The sequence below is a fragment of the Nocardia terpenica genome (assembly GCF_013186535.1).
Classification (GTDB): domain Bacteria; phylum Actinomycetota; class Actinomycetes; order Mycobacteriales; family Mycobacteriaceae; genus Nocardia; species Nocardia terpenica.
In genome coordinates this window covers 773,273-795,854 of the sequence record NZ_JABMCZ010000001.1, presented here as the reverse complement: position 1 = coordinate 795,854, position 22,582 = coordinate 773,273, and the positions used below count along the sequence as shown (strand labels likewise).

The 22,582-nt window shown below is 65.2% G+C and carries 23 protein-coding genes; 20 read left to right on the top strand and 3 right to left on the bottom strand.

All coding sequences use genetic code 11. The features are described 5' to 3' along the window. Positions 1-20 precede the first annotated feature (20 nt). The 3 genes from HPY32_RS43775 to HPY32_RS03500 all read left to right on the top strand — a co-directional run bounded on the left by HPY32_RS43775 (position 21) and on the right by HPY32_RS03500 (position 2,819). Positions 21-1,025, top strand: coding sequence for a hypothetical protein (locus HPY32_RS43775; RefSeq protein WP_197696412.1), 1,005 nt, complete (start codon positions 21-23; stop codon positions 1,023-1,025). 157 nt (positions 1,026-1,182) lie between these two features. Next, positions 1,183-2,466 (top strand): deazapurine DNA modification protein DpdA family protein, encoded by a 1,284-nt coding sequence (locus HPY32_RS03505; protein ID WP_156674226.1) that lies wholly within the window; start codon positions 1,183-1,185, stop codon positions 2,464-2,466. Continuing rightward, complete coding sequence (locus tag HPY32_RS03500; protein ID WP_156674225.1) at positions 2,451-2,819, top strand: class I SAM-dependent methyltransferase; 369 nt, start codon at positions 2,451-2,453, stop codon at positions 2,817-2,819. Before HPY32_RS03505 ends, HPY32_RS03500 begins: the two co-directional genes overlap by 16 nt. Before the next feature lie 456 nt (positions 2,820-3,275). Here the strand turns inward: HPY32_RS03500 and HPY32_RS03495 are convergent, their stop codons facing one another. Then, complete coding sequence (locus tag HPY32_RS03495) at positions 3,276-4,403, bottom strand: reverse transcriptase/maturase family protein (protein WP_067583232.1); 1,128 nt, start codon at positions 4,401-4,403, stop codon at positions 3,276-3,278. Between the two features lie 129 nt (positions 4,404-4,532). Between HPY32_RS03495 and HPY32_RS03490 the strand changes: the two genes are divergently transcribed. Together HPY32_RS03490 and HPY32_RS03485 are read left to right on the top strand one after the other, a co-directional pair. Beyond that, on the top strand, positions 4,533-4,880 hold the full coding sequence (locus HPY32_RS03490) for a hypothetical protein (RefSeq protein WP_197696320.1): 348 nt from the start codon (positions 4,533-4,535) through the stop codon (positions 4,878-4,880). Between the two features lie 132 nt (positions 4,881-5,012). Then, positions 5,013-6,977 carry a recombinase family protein gene (locus HPY32_RS03485; RefSeq protein WP_067583229.1) on the top strand — a complete coding sequence of 655 codons (1,965 nt, stop codon included), beginning with the start codon at positions 5,013-5,015 and terminating at the stop codon, positions 6,975-6,977. 340 nt (positions 6,978-7,317) lie between these two features. On the opposite strand, the gene ltrA is transcribed toward HPY32_RS03485, so the two are convergent. Further along, positions 7,318-8,715: a group II intron reverse transcriptase/maturase gene (gene ltrA, locus HPY32_RS03480; protein ID WP_067583226.1), complete on the bottom strand. Its 1,398-nt coding sequence runs from the start codon at positions 8,713-8,715 to the stop codon at positions 7,318-7,320. 604 nt (positions 8,716-9,319) lie between these two features. On the opposite strand from ltrA, the gene HPY32_RS03475 reads away from it, so the two are divergent. The 8 genes from HPY32_RS03475 to HPY32_RS03440 all read left to right on the top strand — a co-directional run bounded on the left by HPY32_RS03475 (position 9,320) and on the right by HPY32_RS03440 (position 14,535). Beyond that, on the top strand, positions 9,320-9,895 hold the full coding sequence (locus tag HPY32_RS03475; protein ID WP_156674224.1) for a hypothetical protein: 576 nt from the start codon (positions 9,320-9,322) through the stop codon (positions 9,893-9,895). A 70-nt stretch (positions 9,896-9,965) separates the two neighbouring features. Continuing rightward, positions 9,966-10,526: a hypothetical protein gene (locus HPY32_RS03470; RefSeq protein ID WP_156674223.1), complete on the top strand. Its 561-nt coding sequence runs from the start codon at positions 9,966-9,968 to the stop codon at positions 10,524-10,526. After that, positions 10,523-10,981 carry a hypothetical protein gene (locus HPY32_RS03465; RefSeq protein WP_156674222.1) on the top strand — a complete coding sequence of 153 codons (459 nt, stop codon included), beginning with the start codon at positions 10,523-10,525 and terminating at the stop codon, positions 10,979-10,981. Before HPY32_RS03470 ends, HPY32_RS03465 begins: the two co-directional genes overlap by 4 nt. 264 nt (positions 10,982-11,245) lie before the next feature. Then, positions 11,246-12,058 (top strand): hypothetical protein, encoded by an 813-nt coding sequence (locus HPY32_RS03460; RefSeq protein WP_067583214.1) that lies wholly within the window; start codon positions 11,246-11,248, stop codon positions 12,056-12,058. Positions 12,059-12,238: 180 nt separating this feature from the next. Then, positions 12,239-12,808 (top strand): hypothetical protein, encoded by a 570-nt coding sequence (locus HPY32_RS03455; protein WP_156674221.1) that lies wholly within the window; start codon positions 12,239-12,241, stop codon positions 12,806-12,808. Beyond that, a complete protein-coding gene (locus HPY32_RS03450; RefSeq protein ID WP_197696411.1) occupies positions 12,805-13,740 on the top strand; it encodes a bifunctional DNA primase/polymerase in 936 nt (311 codons plus the stop codon). The genes HPY32_RS03455 and HPY32_RS03450 overlap by 4 nt, the downstream gene beginning before the upstream one ends. 189 nt (positions 13,741-13,929) lie before the next feature. Then, positions 13,930-14,208, top strand: coding sequence for a hypothetical protein (locus HPY32_RS03445; RefSeq protein ID WP_067583207.1), 279 nt, complete (start codon positions 13,930-13,932; stop codon positions 14,206-14,208). A 120-nt stretch (positions 14,209-14,328) separates the two neighbouring features. Further along, a complete protein-coding gene (locus HPY32_RS03440; RefSeq protein WP_156674220.1) occupies positions 14,329-14,535 on the top strand; it encodes a hypothetical protein in 207 nt (68 codons plus the stop codon). A gap of 87 nt (positions 14,536-14,622) precedes the next feature. Here the strand turns inward: HPY32_RS03440 and HPY32_RS46785 are convergent, their stop codons facing one another. Further along, positions 14,623-15,045 carry a hypothetical protein gene (locus tag HPY32_RS46785; protein ID WP_231951485.1) on the bottom strand — a complete coding sequence of 141 codons (423 nt, stop codon included), beginning with the start codon at positions 15,043-15,045 and terminating at the stop codon, positions 14,623-14,625. A gap of 18 nt (positions 15,046-15,063) precedes the next feature. Here HPY32_RS46785 and HPY32_RS03435 point away from each other — a divergent pair, with 18 nt between their 5' ends. The 7 genes from HPY32_RS03435 to HPY32_RS03405 all read left to right on the top strand — a co-directional run bounded on the left by HPY32_RS03435 (position 15,064) and on the right by HPY32_RS03405 (position 22,493). Then, positions 15,064-16,482, top strand: coding sequence for a hypothetical protein (locus HPY32_RS03435; protein ID WP_231951484.1), 1,419 nt, complete (start codon positions 15,064-15,066; stop codon positions 16,480-16,482). 114 nt (positions 16,483-16,596) lie between these two features. After that, positions 16,597-17,850, top strand: a complete 1,254-nt coding sequence (locus tag HPY32_RS03430; RefSeq protein ID WP_082871183.1) for a hypothetical protein — start codon at positions 16,597-16,599, stop codon at positions 17,848-17,850. Between the two features lie 66 nt (positions 17,851-17,916). Beyond that, entirely contained in the window at positions 17,917-18,708 is a 792-nt protein-coding gene (locus tag HPY32_RS03425) for a hypothetical protein (RefSeq protein ID WP_156674219.1), read from the top strand. 427 nt (positions 18,709-19,135) lie between these two features. Beyond that, the gene (locus HPY32_RS03420; RefSeq protein ID WP_082870957.1) at positions 19,136-20,851 is read left to right on the top strand and encodes a DNA cytosine methyltransferase; all 1,716 of its coding nucleotides are present in this window, start codon (positions 19,136-19,138) and stop codon (positions 20,849-20,851) included. 406 nt (positions 20,852-21,257) lie between these two features. Beyond that, positions 21,258-21,752 carry a single-stranded DNA-binding protein gene (gene ssb, locus HPY32_RS03415; protein ID WP_067583196.1) on the top strand — a complete coding sequence of 165 codons (495 nt, stop codon included), beginning with the start codon at positions 21,258-21,260 and terminating at the stop codon, positions 21,750-21,752. A gap of 89 nt (positions 21,753-21,841) precedes the next feature. Continuing rightward, positions 21,842-22,150, top strand: coding sequence for a hypothetical protein (locus HPY32_RS03410; RefSeq protein ID WP_156674218.1), 309 nt, complete (start codon positions 21,842-21,844; stop codon positions 22,148-22,150). Between the two features lie 28 nt (positions 22,151-22,178). Beyond that, entirely contained in the window at positions 22,179-22,493 is a 315-nt protein-coding gene (locus tag HPY32_RS03405) for a hypothetical protein (protein WP_067583192.1), read from the top strand. Positions 22,494-22,582: the final 89 nt, after the last annotated feature.

The following is a 22,582-nucleotide window of genomic DNA, read 5'->3' as shown; positions in this document are numbered from 1 at the left end:
AGCCGGATGGAGACAGCAATATGACCATCGAAGCGACCTGGCCTACGACACGCCCCGCCAGTGCAGGCGCGCTGGCCGTGCTTTCCGAAGGTTTCAACCGGCTGGAGGAGGTGCCCGACGAAGTCATGCTCCGAACAGCTCTCGAAGGCTGCTCGACCAAAAAGGACATGATGCGGCTCGTGTGCGAGCTGTTCGCAGACCCGACGACCGACGACGTGCGCTCGGTGCTGGCGCGCTGCGGAGCGCAGGTCTCGCGTCAGCACGCATCGAACGTGGTCAACGATTGGCGGCGAGCTCACCATTGCCGACCTCGCCCTGCCGACCCGGCGTCGCCTGACGGCGTCGGTCTCGCGAATATGGAGGACGCGGTCACTGAGGTGACGACACTCGAATTCGAACAGCAGCCAGTGGACGCGTCAATTACAGAGTCTCGTACAAATGATGAGATCGGCGCGTCTCCTAGCGATGAACCCGAGCCGGAAGACCGCCGGGTCGACGCGTCACCATTCGGCGAGTTGACGGTTGACGGCGTCACCGACGACGAATCCGGTCGCGACGCTCGAGCAGCTGAGGCACCGCGAACGTCGTCTCGCCCGGTCAGGATTTGGCCCGTGCTGCTGATCGCGCTGCCCGCAGCGGTGGCGGTGTGGTCCGGTTGGGTCGGTTTGGGTGAGTTGACCGGGTTCGGTGTCATTCATCCCTTGCCGGGCATCTGGGATTCCGCCCGCCTCAACACGGCGATCACGCTGCCGATCGGCGTCGAGGCTTACGCGTCGTACGCCTTGTATGTCTGGTTGTCGGATCGCATCCGGACCGCGAAGACCGTCAACTACGCCAAGTGGTCGGCCATCGGCAGCCTGACGCTCGGCGCTGCCGGGCAAGTCGCCTACCATCTGATGCAGGCTGCGGGAACCCGGATCGCACCGTGGCCGATCACGATGATGGTCGCGTGCCTTCCGGTTGTGGTGCTCGGAATGGGCGCGGCGCTCACGCACATGCTCATGCGCGAAACTCACGCGGATTGAGGTGAAGCGACAGAGCCGGGTTCGCGGGGGCGGCGGCCTTATCAGTTTGCCTTGGCGGCGGGTGGTGTCAAGCCGCGAAAAGCGTGCGGCTTGACACCCCTTTTCCGCCGCCAAGGCGGACTGAACGGCCGGCCCGCCGCCCCCGCGAACCCGATCTGTGTTTGGAGAAATCGCGCTCTCGGCGGCGGGAATTTCCACTCACTCTGTCCCGTCTGAATTCCCCGAAATTTTCGTGTTTCTGGGAGGTGCTTTGCCGTCCCTGCTTACTCAAGATTCTGATCTGCGGGGTCTGCTGTCGACGGCCACCGCATCGGTCGAACGGTGCGATACCGCGTGGGGACCGCTCACGCCGTGGACCACCAGCGCTGATCATCTCGACCCGGCCCGCAGGATGCTGTTCTTCTTGGGGATCGGTCAACCCAGTCTGATGGCCGCGTCTCCGGTGCCGGTATTCGTGTCGGCGAAAAGACTGGCGCAGTATCGCTCTCGCGGCGAAAGATTCCCGGTCAAAGCGATCCGGGCCCCGTATGCCGGGGACTCGGGAGCGTATTCGGCGATCATGCTGACCGCCGATCCGCGCGGGCATCCCTGGTGGGCGCATCCCGACGAATACGGGGCGTTGTGGACTCGGCTGATCGAGGACATCGGGCCGCCGTTGTTCGTCGGGATCCAAGACATCCCTTGTGAACCCGGATGTCTGCGGTTCACCGGATTGAGCACAAGCCAGCATCAGCAGGCGACTCTGGAGAACTACCTGTATCTGTCCGAGCAGTTCGATTTCGTGCCGTGGCTGCCCACGTTGCAAGGCTGGCATCCGCACGACTACGTCGAGCACTACCACCGCTACCTCGAGGCCGGTATCGACCTGACGGGCCGGTGGGTCGGAATTGGAAGCGTCTGCCGCAAGAATCGCGCCCGCGACGTGGCCAGGGTCCTCGCTGCGCTCGCGCCGCTGGGAATGAAAATCCATGGCTACGGGATGTCGTTGAATGCGCTCCGACTGGCCGGTCACCTGCTCCGTAGCAGTGATAGTCAAGCCTGGTCGATGGCCTCTCGCACTGCCCATGTCCGGCTGCCCGGTTGTGTGCACCTGTCTCGGCCGGACCCCATCACCGGCGAACGCGTGATCACCGATTGCCGAAATTGTTTCCGCTATGCCCTGCACTGGCGGGAAAAGGCCATGGACGCGCTGCGTGCCTGCGCCGAGCGTGTGGCCCGCGCCGACCCCGGCCTGTGGTCCGATCCTGTTCCCGCAGGACCGATCCCACGCCCACTCCGCCGGACCGCAACAACCAGTCCCCGCTCCCGCGTCCCAGCGCCCGACCAGATTGCGCTGTTCGACGCGCTGCCCACCCGCGCGGCGCCTGGGCGCGATCCCACCCACTCCCGGCCATCGGCAACGTGGCCTGAGCGAAGGAAATTCGTATGTCGACGACAATGAGCAGGAGCCAAGCCAAGCTGCATCGTGAAGCGTGCCTGTTAATCGATGCCGATCGCGACCTCGACGACGAGGAGAAGAGGTTCGTCCTGGATCACTGGCAGGAAGCCGCCAATCCCGAACACTGTTTGGACGGAGCATATTTCACGCCCCTGGGGCTGGCGGGTGACATGCGCATCGATGTCGTGGGAACCCGCATCATCGACCTGTGCGCCGGCATCGGGCACTTGAGCTTCGCGTGCCGCAACCTCCTCGATCACCGCTGGAACGGTGAGCCGCCGCGCGAATTCGTCTGTGTGGAACGCAATCCGGACTACCTCCGGATCGGCATGCGGATCATGCCCGAGGCCACCTGAAATGAGCGGGTTCGCAAATTCTCGCAACGCTGATGGCAGGAACCTGCAGGTGCATCGAGGGTATCCGCCCCAGCCTGAGGCGGGTTCCAGTCACGGTGAAGCTGTCGGCTGGGTCTACTCGCCTGCGCGCTATCTTGGGTGCCTCTAATGATCTTCGGCGTGTGAGTTATGCCGCCTTGTCAGTGGCCAGTTGAAAACTCCCCGCTGGCAGCCACTTGTGTGGTGAGTACCTGGCCATCGGCCGTTAACTATCAGCTACACGGAGATGGTGGGCGGCGCAACCTCCGAAGCCTGGACGGGCACGGGCCGACCTATGGCCGGTTCGTCGATCACTTGCTCGTTTGAAGGGTTGGGTAGGCCGTCCGGCGAGGTGCCCGCGGTGTGCGGGTCCTTTTTCCGGGCGGCCTCCCGCCGAACCGGACGTGATGGTTTCCCGATCATCCGGCTCTCCAGTGACTACTCCGTGCTGGCCCAGGTGCGGTCGGTGTGGATCAGTTCGTGACAGGGCGGGCAGACCACGAGGGTTTTGCGTCGCTTTCGTGCCATGATCGTGTCCCAAGCCGGTTGATCGGGGCCGAGGGGTGCGAGGTCGGCGAGTTTCGCGACGTGGTGGACGTCCACGGTGCCGTGTCTTCCGCAGAGCTCGCAGGTGTCATGCAGGAGCCGGGTAACGATCTCCTTGCGTGACAAGGGATTCCGGGCGTGAACGCGATCGGTGAGGATCGCGGTCCTGCGCCGGGTGAGGGGGATGCCTCCGAACCGTGCGACCAGGGGCCTGCCGTTGTGATGGTGGCGGGTTGCCTCGAGGCAGGTGCGCAGACCGTGCGGGGTGTCGATGGTGGCCCGATGCCGGGTCGCCATCTTGACCATCGACGATTTGTGCTTGCCCGCCAGCGTTTTCAACAGCGAGGTCTGCATCACCCAGCCCAGCCGTTCGAGACGGTAGACGTCCGCGGCGAGCAGGTAATAGTTGACCAGGCCCCGATAGATACCCCCGAATGCTGCAACGATGCTGTAGTCGTCGAGATTCTGCAGGGCACGCTGCGCAGCGGGTTTACCGCCCCGCAGATAGGGCGCGCACGAGGCTTTGATTACCGGGATCGGCACCCGCAGCCGGATACTGCCCTCGGCGGTCTTGCGGCCGCCGATGCCGGTCTGGGTGGTGATCTCGTATCCGAGGAACCGTGCCGCGTGGGTGCGCGCGTGGGTGATCAGCGTTTTCTCCTGCGACAGCTCCAGGCGCAGGTCGGTGCGCAGGAAGCTGGTCAGCCGCTGTTTGATGTCCTCGGCCTCGGTTTTCGGTCCGGCGAATCCGAGCAGAACGTCGTCGGCGTAGCGGATATAGCGCAGCCGACGGTAGCCGGGATCGCGGCAGTCGACACTGGGCAGGCGAGCCAGCCGAGTGCGTAACTGCCGCACCATATCCCGGTCACCGCGGCGGCGGGCTCGCGCCAGCCGGTGACGGATCCGCTCGTATTCGGCGTTGCGGATTCTTCGTGTCCCCTTCGTGTATTCGGGAATGAGCGTGTGTTCGACATAATCGTCCAACCGGTGCAGGTAGATGTTGCACAGGATCGGCGACACTACGCCCCCAACGCAGTTGGCAACTTCTGCTTCGACGTCGAGCTGAGTTACCGTCGGCTCGAGCTGATGCCTCGTGCCAATTCCTCTGTTCCGGAGCGGGATTGACATGTCGGGTAGTAGTTTTATGTCATGGCTGATGGTCGTGTCCGGGTGGGTGCGGTCGAGTACGCGCGGCGGGTCAATGCCGCTGCCGATCTCCTCGCCACGGGGCTATCGGTCGCCGAAGTTGTTGTGGCAGTGGCAGCTCGGTTCGACTGCTCGACGCGGCAAGCCCGCCGGTATGCCGATCACGCGGTGCGCGAGGGCCGGGTCACGGTTCCCGGCGAGTCGGTGGTTTTCACCGTCAAGCTGCCGGCGGTGCTGGCGGGGCGGGTCCGGGACCGGGCGCGGGGCTCGCAGATCACGATCTCCGCCCTGGTGGCGGCGGCGTTGACGGAGTTCTTGGCGCGGGGCCCTGGACAGCTGCGTCGCAGGTGAACGAGCGGGCGGTCGAAGCGGAGTTCGTGTTCGACCGTCACGCGGCCACGGATGTGTCGGTGGCCTACGCCATTCTGGTACCGCAACGACGGGCCCGCATTCCGCGAGCCGGTCAGGAAGGAATGACACCGCATGACGAACGCGGTGATGTACGCCCGAGTGTCCTCGGCCCGGCAGAAGAAGAACGAGACGATCGGCTCCCAGATCGAAGCCCTGCGCGCCCACGCGGCAGACCTCGGGCTCGAGGTGCCTGAGCAGTGGATCTTCTGCGACGACGGGCATTCCGGGGCCACGCTGATCCGTCCGGCGCTCGAGCGGTTGCGGGACCTGATCGCGGGCGTCGATATCGATGTGGTGCTGTGCTACTCACCGGACCGCCTCGCCCGCAAGTTCGCCTACCAGGCGCTGCTGATCGAGGAATTCACCCGCGCCGGGGTCCGGGTCGAGTTCGTCCGCGGACCGCGCGGCGACACCCCCGAAGACCAGCTGATGGTGCAGTTCCAGGGCATGTTCGCCGAATACGAGAAAGCCCAGATCATGGAACGGTATCGGCGCGGCAAGACCCACCGCGCCAAATCGGGGTCGGTCAACGTGCTCGGCGGTGCCCCGTTCGGCTACCGCTATCTGCGCAAAACCGACCACAGTGGCGCGGTCTACGAGATCGCCGAGCATGAGGCAACGCTGGTCGCGGAGATGTTTCGGCGTTACGCCGACGACGGGGCCTCCATCGCCGACCTGACGCGCTGGCTCACCGATACCGGCACCCCGACCCGCACCGGCAAGACCCGGTGGGATCGGTCGGTGATCTGGGGCATGCTGCGTAACCCGGCCTATGCCGGACGGGCGGTGTTCGGCAAGACGAAGGTCGTGCACGAATCGGCGGACCTCAACCGGGTGGCGCGGCTGGCGGGCCGCTCGACACCGACCGCGTCGAAAACCGTGGACCGCCCACGCGAGGAATGGATCGAGATCGCGGTCCCGGCGATCGTGTCGCAAGCAACCTTCGACCGGGTCGCCGCGCGGCTGGCCGAGAACAAACGCACCACAGGCCGCGGACGAGGCCGGGGACACACCGAATCGTATCTGCTGCAAGGACTTTCAGCGTGCGCCCGATGCGGTTACGGCTACTACCGGACCGCGACCCGCACCACGAACAAGCGGATCTCCTACTACCGATGCCTGGGCTCGGACAACTACCGCTACGAAGGCGGACGGGTCTGTGACAACAAACCGGTCCGCGCGGACTACCTCGATGACGTCGTCTGGGACCACCTCACCGCCCTGCTCGCCGACCCCGCGCTGATCCGCACCGAGATCGACAAACGACTCGACACCGCGAAATCCTCCGACCCCGTTGTGGCGCAACGCAAACGACTTGATACCGCGCTGGCCAAGACCCGCTCCGGGATCGCCGCGATGATCGAAGCGTTCGGTGAGCAGCTGATCACGATCGACGAACTGCGCGCCCGCATGCCCGAGCTGCGGGCCCGCGAAACCAGCCTGCGCAACCAGATCGGCGCCCTCGACGCCCAGCAAGCCGACCGCGAAGGCTACCTCGCGCTCGCCAGCGACCTCGAAGGGTTCCTCGCCCAGCTTCGCTCCAACGCCGAGACCGCGACCGTCGACGACCGCCGACGCGTGGTGAAACTGCTGGTCAAAGACGTCCTCATCGGCCCCGAGAAGATCACCATCCGCCACCGCATCCCACTGCGTGAACGCACCAACAGCGGCGAGGAGTCCGCCGCCGACACCGACACGGAGGGCGAACATTGCCAACTGCGTTGGGGGCGTAACCTCGACGCCATGCGTAGTTGGCACGGCCTGGTGGTCGGCTTGTTCGCCACCCGCCGCGGCGCCGACACCACCGTGGCCCGTAGCGGTCGTCTCTCCCTGCTGATCAACTGCGACCACCTCACCTACGCCGCGATATTCCACGGATGGCGCCGCAACTGCACCGACCCCGCCTGCCACGCGACCACCTCCGACGACGGATCCTGGCGCAAGCCCTACGACAGCGCGCCGATTCTCGACCATGCTCACACGCCCAGCTACCCGTTCGACGCACCCCAGCCCGGCGATTGGTCATTCCACTCGTAGATCGCCGACCACCAGGCCGTCAACGGCGCACTCGGCACTCTCCCGGCTGGAGAACCCGCCTTCTGCTGATCATCTCCGACGACGATTCGATTCTCATCTATCCGGCCGACACCGCCACCACACCCCAGCACCCAGACCCGGCACGGACCACGCGCGTGAAACACAGTCCGACAGGTCGGGTCGGGAACTGGAGTAACGAATGATCACTGACGGTAGGACCCAGGGCCTTCGTGCCGCCGGTTTCCCGGTCGGTTGTGCGTCCCCTGGTGTCCGTGGTCAGGCAGTGGCCTCTCCAGCTCCCGCCGCCTCAAACCGTGCATGCGGTTCTCCCGCACACGGCTTACCGACGCCGTTCACCACCGGCATTCGGCTTCTCCCGCCAGGGCTTGTTCGCCCTGGGTGCCACAACAGTCCCTCTCAGGTTCAGCAACCCACACCTGTCCGGCGAGCGGTTCACCATGGTCCAGCCGAAACCACGACCACGTTTGTGCCGCTTGCCGATGAACAGGGCGAGTCGAATACGAGCATGATCCTCGATCGTCTCGAGGCGAACAGCGGAGTGGCCGTAGCGGAAATAGCCCGCCCACCCGCGCAAGAACCTGTTGAGGTCCTTGACCACCTCCTCGACCGGCAACCACAGCCGAGACCGCATCGTCAGCTCAGTGATCCGGTCTCGTGCCCGTCGCATCGCCCGATCACTGGGCCAGCGAGCCAGAAACACCACCCCACGCCTGCCACGCAATCCCCGCGACCTCACCAGCCGATGATGAAAGCCGAGAAAGTCGAAACCCTCTCCGCCCTCGGTCAATTCGACGATGCGTGTCTTGGCTTCCTTCGGCTCCAAGCCGAGTTCGGCCAGCAGCTGCCGCAGCCGCACGAGCGCGGCCTCGGCCTGCTGCCGGGATCTGCACATCACCAGCAGATCGTCAGCGAAACGCACCAGCACCCCGAAAGCGCGTGTGTCCCATGCCCGGTCGAGCCGATGCAGATACACGTTGCACATCAAGGGGCTGATCACCCCGCCTTGCGCGGTTCCGGTGTCGGGATGGCGGACCACCCCAGCGTCCATCACTCCCGCACGCAACATCGCGCGCAGCAGCTTGAGCACCGGCTGATCAGCCACCCGCTCCCCGACCGCCGCCATCAACCGGTCAGGCGGAATCGCCGAGAAGCACTCGGCGACATCCGTTTCCACCACCCACCGCCTGCCCCGGGAACTCTCGTTCACCAGGACTTGCAAACCGTCGTGCGGACTGCGTTTCGGGCGGAAACCGTAACTGCACTCGGCGAAGTCGGCCTCGAAGATCGGCTCGAGCACGATCTTGGCCGCCGCTTGCACGATCCGGTCACGAACCGCGGGAATCGACAGTGGCCGTTGCTCGTTCGATCCCGGTTTCGGGATGAAGACCCGTCTGGCCGGGAGCGGTCGATACGACCCGTCTCGCAGTTCGCGGGCCAGATCGTCAACGAGCCGGTCAGCGCCGTACTCGTCGTCGATCCAGTCCAGGGTGATCCGGTCGATACCCGGAGCGCCGTTGTTGCGGCGCACCGCGACCCAGCCGCGCCACAAGACGTCTCTGCGCGAGACCTTGTCCCACAGCGCATGAAACCGTCGTCCGGGATCGGCCTTGGCCGTCCGGTAGAGCATGTGTTGCAGGGCACGCACCTTGTCCACCGAAACCCCGCTCAGCGCAACGGTTCCGGAGTCGGCGGGACTAGCCAGCTTCAGGGCACTCATCGGGCACCTCCATCTACATCAGCATGCATCGACGAAGTAGTGGCCCTTCCCTCACCGGCGGTTATGTTGTCCGCTCGGCTCGATCGGTACTACAGCCACCTCCGACGCCCTTCCGGCTCGCTTCCACTTCCCGGCTCCTCACCGGTTATAGGTCACGCCGCTCCACCCGATTCACGCAGTCGAGTGGGCCGGGGAGGGCCTCTCCAGTTCCCGCCGCCACTATCCGAACGTTCCGCGCCCCCTACGCCGGAGAGTCCGTCACGGCTGCTCTTCCAGGGTCTTCACCGCTTCCATGGCCTTCGCCCATCCTTTCGAGGCTCGGCACTCTCTCGTCCCACCCGTCACCGGGCAGGTGAGATAACGACGCGGCAGGCTTCACTTCACGTTACGGACCGTTCGGTTGCACACCCCACACACGAGGGCGTTCGACGCTGGGCTTCGGCACCACCCGTTTCCAGACGGCACCGCCAGCCTGCTACCGGGCCTCCTGGCAGCTACCCGGACCGGACTTCCACCGGCAAGCGACGACGAGCTTACGAATCAGCCGTCAGTCATTCACATAACCAACCAACCTTTCCTACTGGACGCACAAAGGCATCAGCACATGCGCACCATCGGATACTGCGAGCGCTGCCGCAAGGTTAAGAACGTCACCATCTCCCCGAAGAACCTGATACACGACCGCTTGATCGGCATTTGCTACGACTGCACCGCCGACAATGAGCCGCCGACCAACTGCGAACTACGTGACCGCAGCGACTCCGTGCAACTCCCGACCATCCGGCGCAATGATGTCCCACGGCACGACGACTCGACGACATCGCCACATCGGGGTCTGGTACCCCAGCGTGCCGACCACACCCCCGAAGATCCACCGCCGCAACCACTTCCATGCCGACCGATCAACCCGATAGTCCCCGTGAACGACTCACGGAACCACCCGAGCCGATTCGACGCCGGCCCTGCGCTGGACATGCCGGTCGAGGTGACCTGCGAAAGCTGCGGCAAGGCCGAAACCTTCCTGGTCAACCGTGCCAGGTTCACCGCATGGCGTGAGCGCCGAATGCTCCTCCAGGACGCGCTCGCGCACCTGTCGATCCCCGATCGCGAGTTTCTCAAGTCCCGTACCTGCCCTGCCTGCTGGACCGATATGTTCGGCCCCTGCCCGTTCGGTGCCTGATCCCGTCGCCACCCCTTGGGGCTGAGCGCATTTCCCTTTCCTGATATTCACAGAATGGAGGTGGCACGTCGTGACTGCCCTTCGATTCGCACCAGCCCTCGACATCGTGACGCCGGGCAATGGCGCCGCCTACCGGATCTCCTCGTCTGACGAGCCTCCGGCTAAGGGCATCGCGGTCTTGGCCGTCTGTGGCCATGTCGTGGGGACCGGTCGTCGCCAGGACTGGCAGCCGGCCGTGTCGGTGGAATTCCGCGATTTGGTCATCGCCGGAAACACCGTGGGCGGCCTGGTGTGCTGGGTGTACTTCTATCCCGACTCGGTCACCGACGGGGTTGGCCCCCACTTTACCGTCGGCGGTGAGTCCGGCCGGTTGCATGCTCCGCTGGGCAAGAAGATCCGTTCGCAGCCCGAAGATGCCCAGCGCGCCGCTGCCGATCTGTTGTATTCGCTGGCCACTGACTTCCTCACCGATCATCGCGTGGCCCACTATCGCTACATCGAGGCTGTTCGTGTCCGTGACGAATTGCTGGACCGCCGTAGCCGAATCAGCCTCGATTACGAACACGCCGATGCCGCTGTCGATGCCCGTTACCGGATGTTGCTGGCTACTCGAGGGGCGACGTCATCGTGACTACAGACGCTGGCTCACCGCAGTTTCGCCAACGCTCCTCGTGGACAACCCATGACATCGGGCCGCTGCACATCGACGAACCCGGTGGAGACGGTGCGGGCGTGGGCTGGTCGGTTCGCTGGATGTGTGTCCATGCAGATGGATCCGGCGCCGCGATCACGGTGGTCTGGTATCGCTTGGACTGGTCGATGATCGACGAGGACCGGGATCCCGGCGACCGATGGGATGTCAAGCGGCACATCCAGTACATCACTTTCTCCGATCCCGACGACATCGCCGGAACCGCGACCTGGAGTGAGCGGGTCGACGAGTTCCCCTTCGATCTCGGACCCGACAGCCCGGAGCAGGCCGAGCGGTGGGCCCGCAACGGGGCCCGCCGCGACCTGCGTGATCCGGCTCGTTTCGTGCCTTGCTTCGATTGGGACGGCCGCGAACCGATGCCCGACCTGCAATAGCGGTTCCGCGAACCGCACTTTCCGGATCCGCCCGGCCCAGCGCCGTCCAGATTGGCGTGTTGGTGGGGTTGGGCGGGGTTCGCCCGTGTGGCGGGCGCTTGTGATGCTGCCGACGGCGGTCGGTCGTGTGTCAAGCCTGCGGGAAAAGCGCCCGCAGGCTTGACACCCTTCCCGACGCCGTGGCGAGCGGAACGCGCCCACCACACGGGCCGAGCCCCGCGTCTGCGAGTGCTCGCACTGACCCCCTCGTCACAGGAGTGAGCCATGAAACTTCTCTACACCGCTGCCTGGACCGACCATGCCCACGACGCGCTCACCTCCGCGATGGCGGCATTCACGACCTGGGTCGCTGCTGAAGCATCGGTCAACCGCTTCATCACAGCGCGCCAACAGTTTTCGCGCCCCGATCCCGACGAATACTCGGCGTCGTTGGTCGAGTTGCGGTCCGGAAATGCCATTCAACGGACCCGGTTGTGGGCGGTGCAGGATCGCCGCCAGTCCGGCACGCTTTCCACGACGATCAGCGTCGAGGTGCGGGGCGAGGGCCGGTCGTGCGCCGCGCCGTCGATCGTGGCATCGCTGATCGATCACGGTCTGCGGCCGAGCGTAGGTGAGGATCTACTGTCGACGACACCCCGCTACGTTGCCGGGGCATCCGCCGGTGAACAGCTGGCCGAACAGGTATCGGCGTTCGATCGTCGTGTCCCGATCGTGGTGATGATGCACATACCCGACCTGTTCACCCGCCTGCGCCGTAGCGCGTCCGGTTTCGGCACGATCGCGAACAGCACCGCCGCTGCGATCGCGGGTGTGGCCAATGTCGTCGTCGCAGACGCCGACAGCGTCGCAGGCTTCAACGCCGCCCTCGGCCCCGACCACGCAATCCGTCCGGGCCACTTGCGGATCTTCCGGCCCGGTGTGGACCCGGCGGTCGACGGCGAGCACGCCAATCACCCGTGGCTGTCACCGGGCCGCTGGTACGCCGACGAGTATCTGGCACCCCGCTACGTCGCTCGCCGCACGGTCACCCCGCACACCGCCGTGCCGCGGCACCGCCGCGCACCCGAACTGGTTTGAGGTTCCGCGACCACCCGATCGGTGCCCGATTCCGGCGGGCCGCCCGACGAGCACCGGCCCGCCGGAACCTTCAACTGGGCACCGCTGGTGTCGCGGACGCCCTGCTCGTAGGAAGGGACACATCTTATGCCGGGAGCACGAAAACGCCGTGCCAACCGTATCGCCGCCGTGATTCCGCTCGTGAAAGACCTTCAAGCCCACAGCCGCGAATGCGACAGCGTCTGGTGGACACGCAGAAGCGATCGGCAGGACTGGTTCTGGCTGACCACACCCTTGTCGGTCAACGCCCGCGGCGACACCACGATTGCGGAATCCAATTACGAAGTCGCGCAACAATACATCGCCGCTGTCTCAGCGTTCGGCATCGACTATCGCATCGATCTGTGGCCGGGCGGACAGATCCACACGCTGACCGTCCGTGCCGACGACGCCGCCGCCCTGCGTGAGCTCGACCGGATCATCACCGCATTGCGGGACTACCCGATCCTCGACGAGCAGGACGTCTCGGCGCGGGACTGGGACCACAATCATCCCGACGGCGGCGAACGCGAATGCTACGCCGAACCGGGCTGTAGCTGCGTCTACAGCACGCATTCCCACCATTTGCAGGTCACGTCCGACGGCACCGCCCATCCCGAGTGCGCGGTATGCGGGAGCGACGTCGAGGACTGGGAACCCGGCCGATACGACCCCACCGATCCGCGTCCCGATCCGCCTCCCGGTCGCCAGTCGATGGAGCCCCGATCATGACTGTCGAACAGTGGGCGAACGCGGTCGCCAGGCAATCGGCCCGCATCGCGCCGGGTGCCCCCTTCAGCGAACGGATCGCACCGATGAGGCAGATGGCACTGGCCGCAGCGGCGGCCGGGAACTATGTGTTTCCTTTGCGCCCAGGGGATAAGCGCCCGGCCATCAAGGGCTGGCAGGACGCGGCAACCCGAGAGCACGCCGATATCCGCCGATTCTGGCGTACGGTGCCGTTCAACATCGGTATCGCCTGCGGTCCCAGCCGATTGCTCGTCCTCGACCTCGACGCCGGTGCCGACGCCGACCCGCCTCCGCAATGGTCCGGTGCCGTCGACGGACGCGATGTGCTGATACGCCTGGCCGAGGCCGCAGGCACGCCGGTTCCTTCGCGGACCCTGACCGTCCGCACCCCCGCAGGATGGCACCTCTACTTTCGGCCACCACCGCGGTCCGATCTCGGCAACAGCACCGCCCGCTTGGGGTGGCGGGTGGACACCCGTGGCGTTGGCGGCTACGTCGTCGCGCCCGGGTCGCGCTGCTCCGGCGGCGTGTATCGGATCGTTCGCCGCACACCGGTCGCGGCGCTGCCCGACTGGCTGGCCGACGCGCTCACGCCACCGCCACCACCGCCGCGACATCCCTTGGTATTACCCGACTATCGCGCCCACGCCTACATCTCGAAGGTTCTCCGGAACGAGGCGGACGCGGTCACCTCCGCGGTCACCGGCCAACGGCATCTGACACTGCTGCGTGCCGCCGGGGCGCTCGGGCGGCTCGTCGGCGGCGGAGAACTCGACGAACACGAGGCTCGCGTGGTCCTGCACGAGGCCGCCCGCCACCACATCGGATACGACGGATTCACCGAAGCCGAGGCCGCCCGGACCATCGATGACGGCCTCGCCTATGGCGCGCTCCGCCCACGCCGAATCAGCTGACTCTCATCCGTCTCGCGAGTCGCGCTTCTCCGCCGGACGCGCCGACGCATCGTTTCGCAACTCGAGAACCGGCATATCGGCTGGTGCGGCGCGGCCCGGCTCGACCGGTGGCTCGACACCGCCGCTCGACCGTTCCTGCAATCGGTCCCCGCCCATCCAACCATCCGTCACGACCACGGCAGGTCAGTTATGGCGATCACCTATACCGTCACCAAGAGTTCTCCCGGAATTCCGGATATTCATCGGCTCGGTCTCGCCTGCATTCAGGTCTTCGAGACCCAACCCGAGTACGGCGACCGAACCGACATGTACGTCTTCCAGTTCGCCGGAGTCTGCGTTCACATCCGCCAGCGCTGCTCGGACACCTTCGTTCACGTCGAGGACGACGACATCCCGGCCACTGCGTTGCCGCTGGTCGTGTCCGTTAACAACGGCCCCGACACGCACTACGGCGACTCGGGTTCTTAACCCGTAGCAGTCCATATCATTCTCACCGCATTTCGCTCACACGCACCGGCGGCGCGGTCGCACACTCATCCACCCACCGCCGCCGCGTGCACCCGCCCCTACTTTCCGTCGAGGGCTGATATGCCATCCGACCGGTCACGAGTGTGCCGCCACTGCGGCGACAACATCTGGCTCGACAACTACGACAGCTGGCTCGCAGGGCCGTTCGCCTCCGCGGAGTGCGACTTCCACTTTGTTCGGTGTCTCAACTGCGAGGGCGAAAAAGGTCACCTGGCCTGCCTGCGTTGCGTGGGCGACGGCTACGAGACCGGCTTCCACGAACCGTAGGCCCGCATCTCAGCGCCTGTGTCCAGAAATTCACGACTGCAACGCCCCGGCCGAGTCCGCGCGTCGATCCCGGCAACCTTTGAAATATCAAGGGAGACAACCATGTCGATAGATATCGCCGAATCCGCACCAGTTTCCGAATCCACCGACGCTGTCGAACAACTCCTGGTCCAGCCGCCTTCGCTGGATCCCCGCACCCTGGTCGTAGACGATAACGTCCGCCGAACTTTCGACGACACCTTCGAATCCGATCCCGAGCTGGTCGAGCTTCTCGCCGCCGTTCGGGAAGACGGCGTCTCCATTCCTATCATCGCCGAACTCACCGCCGACGGCAGCATCAGCGTCGTCGATGGCCAATTGCGTGTACTGGCCGCGCGCAAAGCGGGCCTCGACGCCATACCAGGCTGGGTCCGCCGCGCACCCGACCTCGACGACAAAACCCGCGCGCTGACGCGAATCACGAAACAACTCGGCACGTACCGCCGCGTCGCCTTGCCCAAGGGCGACCACGCTGCGGCCGTGGCGCTCATGCTGGACCTGGGCATGCCGATCGCCAAAGTGTCCAAAGCAACTCACATGAAGAAGGACGCCGTGAAAACCACGGCCCTGATCGGTAAATCGCCGACGGCCCGACGACTGCTCGACGAAGGCTCATTGGACCTCGCCCAGCTCGAGGTCATCGCAGAATTCGAGAATGCCGGCGACACCGACGCCGTCGCGCGCTTGGAACAAACCGACCCCCGCGATTTCAACTGGACCGCGCAGTTGTTGCGCGACGAACGTGACCAGGCTCTCGCCCACCAGGCTGAGGCTCTCGGCTACACCGAACAGGGCTATCGCGTCCTGCACGAGGACGACTTCGCGCAGGCTGCCGACGGCTATGTGCCAATCGACGACGTTCGCACCCCCGACGGCCTGCAGGTCACACCTGCCGCCACCCGGCAACACGCCGCGTTGTGGGCGGTCTACCTCGAGCACCTCGACGACGAGCTCGACATCACCGACGCCGAGACCGGCGTACCGGTCGATCCCGACACCGTGGACTGGGACACCGACGAGGACCGCACCGCCCAGGCCGCCGACGGGCTGCGCCACGCCGACACCGTCAAACTGTCACCGTGGCGTCCGTGGTGGTACATCCGGCCCGCCGACATGACCGCCGCCGACGTCGTGCCCGCGCCCCTGGACGACGTCGAACTCGCCGAGCCCGACCCTGTCTCACCTCCGACCGGAGACAACGACGACCCGGATGTCCACTCCGAGGACGTCGAAGCCGCCACCCCCGACACCGCCCCCGTGGCCTCCGTCGCCGCCGTCGACGATCCTGACGACACCGCCGAAGACCCGCACGAAGCCCAGCGTCGTGACGACGCTCGTATCGAGGCCGAGCGTCTCGCCGCCGAACAGGCCGCCAGGGTGGAGGCTGCCCGTGCGGAGGCGGCGCGCTTGGCGGCCGAGCGCCGTGAGGCCGAGCGGCAGGCAGCCGCGCGGATCGACAAGCTGTGTGACCAGGCCAAGGCGGTCAACGCCGCCCGGCGCGATTGGTTGGCCGAGCACATCGTGCCGCGCAGAACCCTCACCAAGGACGAGGCCCAGTTCGTCGCCGCATCGCTGCTGCGTGATCCGGAGCTGTTGAGCCGGTTCGGCGCCGCCGACATGGCGCTGCGCATGCTGGGATTCGACAACGCCGAAGACGCCGCCACGTCGTTGACCGAGGCCACCCGAGGCCGGGCCGACGTCTATGTCTACGTCCTTGTTCTCGCAGGCTATGAATGGCTGATCACCAAGGATCTGTGGCGGATGCGCGAGGTCGCGTCCGGGCGCGACAACCACAACAACGTGGCGTTCTACCTGCGTTTCCTCGCCACGCGCGGCTACCCGCTCGTCGCAATCGAACTCGCCGGAATTGGCGAGCTCGATCCGGACTCCATCGAGACCGACCTCTAAACGCACCCCGATATCAACGCTCCGTTGATCCCCGTCTTCGCCGGTGTGCCCGACCCCCGGCACACCGGCGAACTGCCTCTTCGTACCGCCTTTCCCCGATTGGAGATGGTCCTCGTGTCCGTGCCCACCGCCGTCCGCAACGCGGCACTCGACGACATGGTCGCTCTGCTGCAAACCCAGCAGGCCGCCAAACTCGACGTTGTCGCCCCCGTTACCGCGCTGACCTGCCGTGACGGATTCATCGAACTAGCCGGAGCCGATCCCGTCATCGACGAGGCCGGTGTCACCCCGGTCGACGGCCGGTACCTCCCGACCGCCTCCGCTGACGGCGACCTCGCCGAGAAACTCGACATATCCCGCCGCTACCTGCGCCACCTGCGCGACACCGGCCGCGTGGACCTGTTCGACGTGAACATCAACGGCAAGATCCACGGCCGCGTCCCCGGCTCCGACAGCCGTCATGACCCCGACCACCGGAAGTTCCTCCTGCGGACCTTCCGCGGTGATCCCGGCGGACCGGGGATCTTGCGGGCGGTCTTATCAGACCGCTTCGGCATCTGCGACAACTTCGACGTGTTGACCGCCGTTCTCGACGGCATCAACCAGGCAGGCACCCCGGTCACCATCCGCTCCTGCGACCTGACCGACTCCGCCATGCACGTCAAGGTCTACTCACCCGCCGTCGCCCAACTTGCTCCGGCGCTCCTCGCCAACTACCGCAATCCGTTCGCCACACCACAACTCGCCCACGACCGCACCACCGTCACCACCCCGCCCCTCCGTCGCACGCACGCCGCCTCGACGCCCAGCAATCCGGACCTGCCGGTCATGTTCGCCGGCTTCCGCTTCTCCAACTCCGAAACCGGTCATGGCGCGGTCGTGCTGAAACCCGAACTCTACGTCCAGGTCTGTGGTAACGGACTGACCCTACCAATGCTGGCCGTCCGCGACGTCCACCTCGGCAGCCGACTCAAGGCCGGCGCGGTTGCCTGGTCCCAGGACACCTACGACAAGCAATTGGCCGTCATGACGGCCAAAACCCGCGACACGGTCCGGCATTGGCTCTCGCCTGAATTCCTCGCCGAACAGATCGCGCGTCTGGATACCACCGCGACAACTCCGGTGACCGAACCCGACAAGACAATCACCGTCATCTCCAAACAGATGCGGTTCTCCGACACCGAACGCACCGGAATTCTCAGCCATTTTATTGCGGGTGGCCAGCTCAACGCTGCTGGGATCGCCAACGCAATTACCAGTTTCTCCCAAACATTGGCCGATCCCACCCGCGCCGACACACTCGACGATCTGGCCATCGAGGCCATGGCATTGGCATTACATCCCCGATATCAGCTCGACACCGACTAAGGAGCTGAATATTTCCATTCATCATGAAATCTATGCCGCCACCGATGAGGGAGATCGCTGCTGTATGTGATCGACCTCGGACACGGTCGTCTGCATTTTTCTGCTGAACGCCGAGAAGACGGCGATTGCATGGCCGCCGACCTTTCTGCTGATCAGATCAGCGAATTGGTCTCCGTTCTCGTGGTGTGGTCAGGCACCAACACACTGAAAGGCACCCGAGTAATGAACGATAGATGCGAACATTTCATATCCCGGTACCCTGACCAGTTCCGGACGGTCAGACGTTACGCCGTCGCAGACACGTGCGAATGTGTCTACCTCGGAGCGGGCGCTTACGCATTCTGGGCACGCCTGCCCAACCGATATGACGTCGCGGTATCGAACAACGAGATGGACGGCGTGCCGGGAGGCTCGGACCGGTTCACCGTGTGCGTGTACCTCGATGGCGGATTTATCGCCAACCTCGTGGACGGCACGCTCGACGATCAATTGCTACGCGCATCCGCTGGCGCATTCACGAAGGCCGCCATCCCAGCGACAGCAGCCGCGGATCATACGCGCACTCTCACAACGCTGTACGCCGAGGAGATCCAGGCGCTCGAGTCCGCCGGATGGGAGTCAGTCCATCCTGTTGGAACAGGCGACGGTTGCACGGCCATCGAAGCCCACAAAGGCCATCGCTACCTCCTGGCTACAGACGGTGACCACGCATTGGTGCGCGGGCGCGACGATGAGCAACCCACCGGATGGCTTGTCTCGCTGTACGACACCCAATGCGATGACGAGGCCATCGCCTACGCCGAGGCATACACACTCATGTCAGCTCTCGCTCGCGCCCTGGCCGCGCAAGGCTTGTGAAACTTCGCCCAAACTGCAAACTCTCGTACGACGTGGGCCATAGGAGCAGGCTCACCGTGCCGTCGATTGTCCTTCTCCATTCGGCTGAGGCCCAGCAGTTCCCGAGCAGCCACGGTCACACGCGGTTGCGTCAAGCCCCTGCACCCGGGACTGTCGATTCACTCTGTCGGTTCCGATTGTCTTCCATGACAACTCTTTTCAACAGCTGACTCTTCTTGTCTTCGTCTGAGTTGTTGCGGTCGAACCTGTCTCGTGCCCGACCATCGGTAGTTCCGCGTTGTGCGTCACACCTCGGTTTCTCCGCTGATCATATTCAGGCTCACCGTTCAAATGGTCCCGGCAGCAACGTTTTTCGTTCCTGTCCGATGCCTCTGCCGCGCGGGTCGCCTTCCGTCATCGTTGTCTTCCGAAAGGTCCTGTGATCCCCATGCTCGAGTTGATGGATTGGTTCTGTGGCGCCGGTGGCTCCAGCCAAGGCGCGCACGCTGTTCCCGGCGTTCAGGTCACTCGCGCCGCAAATCATTGGGACTTGGCAATTGAGTCGCATTCCAGAAATTTTCCAGCTACCGATCATTATCTTGGTGACATCCGCACCGCGCCGGTGCATCGCTGGCCAGTCGCCGACCTCCTGTGGGCGTCCCCGGAGTGCCCGCAATGGTCCTCTGCGCGCGGAGCGCGCCGCGACTTCCACAACAGCCTCCAAACCGACCTGCTCGAAATGCCTCGCGACGAGGAAGCCGAACGCTCCCGCGCTCTGATGGAAGAGGTCCCCCAGTATCTGCGCGGTGTTATCGACCGCGGCGGCAGGGTCCGCGCCGGAGTGGTCGAAAACGTTGTCGAGGTCAGGGGGTGGGACCAGTGGAGTCGCTGGATCGGGGAAATCCGCGCACTGGGTTATAAGACCCGGCTGATCGCGATGAACTCCATGCACGCCCAGCCCGCCCGCACACCACTCGCCCCACAGTCGCGCGACAGGCTCTACCTGGCTTATTGGGACACCGCGTTGCAGCGCGAACCGGATTGGGATAAGTGGTTGCGGCCCTTGGCGTATTGCGAGGTCTGCGGCGAATGGGTCCAAGCGCTGCAGGTGTTCAAACAGCCCGGCGTCGACATGGGCCGCTACCGGCAACAGTACACCTACCGGTGCCCGCACGTGACCTGCCGGAACTCCGTGCTCGAGCCGCCCGCGTCCCCGGCGGCGACTGCGATCGACTGGAGCCTGGAAGGTACCCGCATCGGTGATCGGGATCGGCCTCTAGCGGAGAAGACGATGGAGCGCATCCGCGTCGGACTCAAGCGCTATGCGACTCCTGCGCCGATGATGGTCCCCGCAGGCGGGACCTGGCGCGACGCGGCGATACCGGTCACCGCGCCGATGAGCGCCCGCACCACCCGCGAAAACGACGGCATCGCCATTCCGGCCCCGTTCCTTGCATTGCTGCGGTCGGATAGGGCACGCACCGTCGGATTGCACGAGCCGATGGCCACCGTTGTCGCGGACGGATCCAATCACGGACTCGTGGTGCCGCCCCTGGTGGTGCCGATGGAGGGCCGCGACGGCAAAGAAGCCGTGCCGGCCACGATGCCGATGCGCACCCAGACCACCCGCGCCGAAACCGCCGTGTGCTTCTTGCCGTTCGTCACCGAATTGCGCGGCGGATCCTCCGATGCCCGGTCCGTGATGGTGGCCCTGGCCACCGTCACCGCGTCCGGAAATCACCACGGCCTGGTCACCCCCTCAACGACCATGCCGGATGGGTTGTGGGAGTCGATGTTGTTGCCGTACTTCGGCAAGAGCGTCCCACACCCGGTGGCTGAGCCCATGGGCACGCTGACCACCCGCGACACCTATGCCCTCGTGGACGTCCTCAGCGAGGAGTACATCAACGATGTCCGGTTCAGAATGCTCGAGCCGCACGAAATTTCACGGGCGATGGCGTTCGGCACCGACTACGTCGTGGTCGGCAACAAGCGCCAGCGCGTACGCCAGCTCGGCAACGCGGTCACCCCGCCCGTCGCGGAAGTCATCATTTCCGCGCTGGTCGAGGCCATCACCGGCGAAGAGATCGACCGCTGGCCCAGCAGCCCGGCTCCCCACCAGCGCACTGCGGCACCGACCCGCTCCCTACCGCTGGCGGCGTAGACCGGCCTGCACGACGACCTGCTCATCGCACGGCACGAGGGTCCTTCACCAGCAGCGCCCATCGTTCCGAACCAAACTCGACATTCGCCGGTGCCTGTTGAGGAGATTCCCAGCATCCGACCTGGCCGGAAAGCCTTGCGGCATTGTCGGGTCGGTACACGAAAGGTGCGGTGGGTAGGTGGGATCGGTGCCGGGGGCTGTCGATCTACCCCAAGGGGATCAGGCCGTGGCAAGGGCGTCAAGCCTGCGGAAAAGCGCCCCAGGCTTGACGCCCTTGCCGCAGCCCGATGGCGGAGCCATAGATCGACAGCCCCCGGGCACCGATCCAGCTCTTCTCGCTTTCGAGCTGGTAGGGCCGGGGTGGGTCGGTCGTCCTATCAACTCACTTCACCCGAGGAGACTCACCATGTTCGGAGCAATTACTCCCACCGTCATCGGCAACCTGACCGCCGACCCGGAACTGTTCTTCAGCAAAAAGGGCGAAGCCGGCGTTCACTTCACTGTCGCGTGCAATGACCGCTACTACGACAAGGACGCCGAACGGTACAAGGACCTGCCCGCGGTGTTCATGCGCTGCACCGCGTGGGGTGCGCTGGCCGAGCATATCTCCGACAGCCTCAGCCGCGGCATGACTGTCATCGCGTACGGGCGGTTGAAGCAGTCCAGCTACACCGTGAAAGACACGGGCGAGAAGCGCACCGTCATGGAGATGACCATCGATGTCCTCGGACCGTCGTTGCAGTACGCGACGGCGGTGGTTACCAAGGCGTCGCGCGCCGCCACCGTGATCGGCGAGCCGATCGACGACCCGTGGGGCGATGCCGCCGAACAGACCCCGGTCTCGGTCGGCGCGGGCGAGCAGTCGTCCCCCGAGGGGGACGACGACAAGCCGCCGTTCTGACCCTCATCTCCCATCGCCTGTCCCGGTCCCGCGATACGGGCCGGGACAGGCGTCCTTGTCTCCATTCCCTCGTCCTGAAAGGCAAAACGATGACTGTTGTGACTGCGACCGCGCACATCGACGGGTGGGTCGGTGACCTCACCTACGACCCGGACCAGTGGGAACGCATGGAGGGTTCCTGGGCCACCCGCTACCCCACGATCGACCGGCGCGCGCATCAGCTGATGGAAAACATCGCCCGCAGCATCTCCGCCCATGATCACGCCGCGGCCCAGGGCCGCCTCGACCGCTACGTCGCGCGGTTGTCCGACCGTGGTGTCCGTATCGCTGCCGCCGACTTCCGGCGGGCGCAATTCGAGCACTATCACCGTCGACCGGTCACCCCGCTACCCGACTGAGTCGGGTACACCCACGGATGCGTGCGTCATGTCCGAGCCACTCCTACGAGTCGACCTGGAAGCCGAGAATTCTCGGCTGCGCGCTCTGGTCGCGGAACTCTCGGACCGTTGTCGCGCTCTCGAAACAGTCGTCCACGATCTGACCGTGACCGTGGACGACTGTCTCGACCGCGAGTCCGAACAGCTCAACGACGTGCGCCGCGAGCGACTTGCCACCACCGGCATATCGCGCGTCGCACCCCACCCCGGCAGCTCCTACGACTGGAGCCTGCCGAATACACAACCCTCGACCCCCGACGCCGACGGCGACATCACCTCCTCCGGCGAGCAGCACAGCGTCTGACCGCGCGGCCGACCACCGCGACCGGCGCGGATTGCGAGGGCCGTGTCGACACTTGACTTACCCGCCTGCCCAGCAGATGCGCGGTGACC

What these genes read in the sequence shown, in the direction of transcription:
- HPY32_RS43775 (WP_197696412.1), top strand. Translation starts at nt 21, where the DNA reads ATGACCATCGAAGCGACCTGGCCTACGACACGCCCCGCCAGTGCAGGC.
- HPY32_RS03500 (WP_156674225.1), top strand. Translation starts at nt 2,451, where the DNA reads ATGTCGACGACAATGAGCAGGAGCCAAGCCAAGCTGCATCGTGAAGCG.
- HPY32_RS03490 (WP_197696320.1), top strand. Translation starts at nt 4,533, where the DNA reads ATGGCTGATGGTCGTGTCCGGGTGGGTGCGGTCGAGTACGCGCGGCGG.
- HPY32_RS03485 (WP_067583229.1), top strand. Translation starts at nt 5,013, where the DNA reads ATGACGAACGCGGTGATGTACGCCCGAGTGTCCTCGGCCCGGCAGAAG.
- ltrA (WP_067583226.1), bottom strand. Translation starts at nt 8,715, where the DNA reads ATGAGTGCCCTGAAGCTGGCTAGTCCCGCCGACTCCGGAACCGTTGCG.
- HPY32_RS03475 (WP_156674224.1), top strand. Translation starts at nt 9,320, where the DNA reads ATGCGCACCATCGGATACTGCGAGCGCTGCCGCAAGGTTAAGAACGTC.
- HPY32_RS03460 (WP_067583214.1), top strand. Translation starts at nt 11,246, where the DNA reads ATGAAACTTCTCTACACCGCTGCCTGGACCGACCATGCCCACGACGCG.
- HPY32_RS03450 (WP_197696411.1), top strand. Translation starts at nt 12,805, where the DNA reads ATGACTGTCGAACAGTGGGCGAACGCGGTCGCCAGGCAATCGGCCCGC.
- HPY32_RS03445 (WP_067583207.1), top strand. Translation starts at nt 13,930, where the DNA reads ATGGCGATCACCTATACCGTCACCAAGAGTTCTCCCGGAATTCCGGAT.
- HPY32_RS03440 (WP_156674220.1), top strand. Translation starts at nt 14,329, where the DNA reads ATGCCATCCGACCGGTCACGAGTGTGCCGCCACTGCGGCGACAACATC.
- HPY32_RS03435 (WP_231951484.1), top strand. Translation starts at nt 15,064, where the DNA reads ATGCTGGACCTGGGCATGCCGATCGCCAAAGTGTCCAAAGCAACTCAC.
- HPY32_RS03420 (WP_082870957.1), top strand. Translation starts at nt 19,136, where the DNA reads ATGCTCGAGTTGATGGATTGGTTCTGTGGCGCCGGTGGCTCCAGCCAA.
- ssb (WP_067583196.1), top strand. Translation starts at nt 21,258, where the DNA reads ATGTTCGGAGCAATTACTCCCACCGTCATCGGCAACCTGACCGCCGAC.
- HPY32_RS03410 (WP_156674218.1), top strand. Translation starts at nt 21,842, where the DNA reads ATGACTGTTGTGACTGCGACCGCGCACATCGACGGGTGGGTCGGTGAC.
- HPY32_RS03405 (WP_067583192.1), top strand. Translation starts at nt 22,179, where the DNA reads ATGTCCGAGCCACTCCTACGAGTCGACCTGGAAGCCGAGAATTCTCGG.